Here is a 2,870-nt window from a genome sequence, read left to right on the forward strand (position 1 = left end):
AGCGAGAGCGGGTTGATGCCCAGCACCATCGATATGATCAGGATCACGAACAGCGAGCCGCAGCCGAGCCCACCGCGTCCCAGCGGGATGCCGAGCGGAAGCCCGAAGCCCCCGCCTCCGCCGCCCGATCTTATCTCGAAATTGCTGCTTTCTCTTTCGTCGTCGAGCCGCATGCCGTGCCTCCGTCGCAGAAGAATGCGCCGCGCGCGTAATGGTTGCGCCGGTGCAGTTGCGCCCGACGAAAGGCGTTCAGGCGAGGAAGCCGGCCTCCAGCGCGTAACGGTCGCCCGGATAGGTCAGCCGGACCCAGGTGATCCGCGCGTCATTGCGCCAGGTCCAGCGTTCGACCGAGAGGCAGGGTGAGCCGAGCGGGACGCCCAGCCGCTCCGCCACGGGCTGCTTGGCGGCGATGGCGGCGATGCGGTGGCGCGCGTCGGTCCAGGGGACATGGCCGAGCAGCCAGCGGCCGGGGCTTTCGGCCGCGAAGTCGACGGCGCGGGCGGCGGGCACCGCATCGAGGCTGATCAGCCGCTCCTCCAGCGCGAAAGGCCGATCATCGGCGCGGTGCAGGCAGCGCAGCCACAGCACCGCCCCGCCCGCGACCCCCAGCCGTTCGCGGTCGAGCGCATCGGCCTCGCGCTCGACCCGTTCGATCAGGCCCAGCCGGTGCACCTGCCCCCGCGCGGCGATCTCGACCGAGACGTCGGGGATCTCCAGCGCGGCACGGTGCGCGGTGGGGGCTGCGACGAAGCTGCCGGCGCGCTTGCGCCGCTCGATCAGGCCGCGGTCGACCAAGCCGTCGATCGCCTTGTGGACCGTCATCCGCGAGCAACCATAGGTCGTCATCAGCTCATGCTCGGGCGGCAGGCGATGTCCGGCCTCCCACAGGCCCGACATGATGTGCTCCTCGATCTCCTGCCTTATGCGGTCGTGGATCGAGATCCGCTTCATCCGAGCAGGTCCTTCAACGTACAGCGATAGCGGGCGGCGATCCGCTCCCGCTCGACATGGCGACCGCCCCTAACGACCTGCCGCCCGCGTCGCCAGACCCCGTCGATCGCGCGCGATCCGGCAGCGAAGATCAGCCCGTCGAGGATCGCGTCGCCGCGCCGGCCCGCCAGCGAGACATGGTCCATGTCCAGCGTGACGAAGTCCGCCGGGCCTTGGGCGATCGCGCTGGCGGCACCGAGCGCCTGACCACCGCCGGCGAGAGCCGTCCGATAGAGCGCACCGCCGGTCGATCCGCCGGGTTCGGCGAACAGGTTGCGTCGCCGTCGCGCCAGACGCTGGCCATATTCGAGCAGCCGCAACTCCTCGGTCGCGTCGATCAGGACGTTCGAGTCCGAACCGATCCCGATCGCGCCGCCGAACTGCTCGGCCGGAAAGATACCGTCGCCCAGATTGGCCTCGGTGATCGGGCAGAACCCCGCGACCGCCCCCGCCTCGCGCATCCGTCGCGCCTCCTCGGGCGTTACGTGCGTCGCATGGACGAGGCACCAGTCGGGGCCGACCGACGCATGGTCGAGCAGCCAGTCGACCGGCCGCGCCCCGCTCCAGGCGAGGCAGTCGGCAACCTCCTTCTCCTGTTCGGCGATGTGGATGTGGACCGGGCCGGGGCTCAGCGCCGCGACCGCGCGAAGCTGCTCCCCGGTCGTCGCGCGCAGGCTGTGCGGCGCCACGCCCAGCACCGCGTCGGGCAGCACCGCCACGACCGGCCCCAGCGCCTCGACCACTCGGGCAAAGCCGTCGACATCGTGCAGGAAGCGCCGCTGCGCCTCACTCGCCGGCTGTCCGCCAAAACCACCCTGGGCATAGAAGACCGGCAAATGGGTGAGCGCGATGCCGGTCTCGCGCGCGGCCTCGACGATCGCGCGGCTCAGTTCCGCCGGGTCCGAATAGGATGCGCCGTCGCGGTCATGGTGGAGATAGTGAAACTCGCCGACGCGGGTGAAGCCCGTTTCCAGCATCTCGACATAGGCCATCGCCGCGATCGCAAGCAGCTGGTCGGGCGTCATCCGCTCGACGAAGCGGTACATAAGCGCGCGCCAGGTCCAGAAGCTGTCGGGACCGTTCCCCGCCACCTCGGCCAGCCCCGCCATGCCGCGCTGGAAGGCGTGGCTGTGGAGATTGGGCAGCCCCGGCAAGGCGATGGCCGCGCGCTCGTCGCCGGCTTCGGCAGGCTGACCCGCCCGGACATGCTCGATCCAGCCGGCCTCGCTGACGGTGACGCGAACGTCGTCGGCCCATCCATCGGGCAGCAGCGCCTGACCGAAATGAAAATGCCTGTCCGCCATCCCGGCCCTCCTTCGATAATGTCTATACATTATTGAGAGGCGGTGCAATGATGGCTGCGGAGACTCGAAACATGCGGTGCGACCGTCTTTGGAAACAGGCGCGGCTGGCGACGATGGCCGGTGCGGGGCTGGGTGTCGTCGAGGACGGCATGGTGGCCGCGCGCGACGGTGCCATCCTCTATGCCGGACCGGCGTCTAATGCGCCCCGCTTCGACCCGGTCGCGACAACCGACTGCGGCGGCCGCTGGATCACGCCGGGCCTGATCGACTGCCACACTCACATCGTCCACGCCGGCAATCGCGCGCAGGAGTTCGAGCTACGGCTGGAGGGGGCCTCTTATGAAGAGATCGCTCGCGCCGGCGGCGGCATCGTCTCGACCATGGCGGCAACGCGCGCGGCCGACGAGGATGCGCTGGTCGATGGCGCCCTGCCACGCGTCGACCGGCTGATCGCCGAGGGCGTGACGACGATCGAGATCAAGTCGGGCTATGGCCTCAACCTCGACACCGAATTGCGCATGCTCCGCGCCGCGCGCCGGATCGGCAGTGCGCGGGCGATAACCGTGCGGACCACGC

General features: G+C 69.8%; 2 protein-coding genes and 1 pseudogene. 1 reads left to right on the plus strand and 2 read right to left on the minus strand.

Translation table 11 applies throughout. The annotated features are described in order from the left end of the window. Nucleotides 1–249 precede the first annotated feature (249 nt). Together hutC and KAY22_RS27310 are read right to left on the minus strand one after the other, a co-directional pair. The gene (gene hutC / locus KAY22_RS27305; RefSeq protein WP_296626179.1) at nt 250–951 is read right to left on the minus strand and encodes a histidine utilization repressor; all 702 of its coding nucleotides are present in this window, start codon (nt 949–951) and stop codon (nt 250–252) included. Further along, complete coding sequence (locus KAY22_RS27310; protein WP_296626180.1) at nt 948–2,294, minus strand: formimidoylglutamate deiminase; 1,347 nt, start codon at nt 2,292–2,294, stop codon at nt 948–950. The genes hutC and KAY22_RS27310 overlap by 4 nt, the downstream gene beginning before the upstream one ends. A gap of 71 nt (nt 2,295–2,365) precedes the next feature. Between KAY22_RS27310 and KAY22_RS27315 the strand changes: the two are divergent. Then, nucleotides 2,366–2,870, plus strand: a pseudogene (locus tag KAY22_RS27315) (imidazolonepropionase); the annotation flags it as partial.

Source organism: Rhizorhabdus sp., from assembly GCF_018006725.1.
Lineage (GTDB): Bacteria > Pseudomonadota > Alphaproteobacteria > Sphingomonadales > Sphingomonadaceae > Rhizorhabdus.

Coding starts and splice junctions, on each gene's coding strand:
- hutC (WP_296626179.1), bottom strand. CDS start 951: ATGAAGCGGATCTCGATCCACGACCGCATAAGGCAGGAGATCGAGGAG.
- KAY22_RS27310 (WP_296626180.1), bottom strand. CDS start 2,294: ATGGCGGACAGGCATTTTCATTTCGGTCAGGCGCTGCTGCCCGATGGA.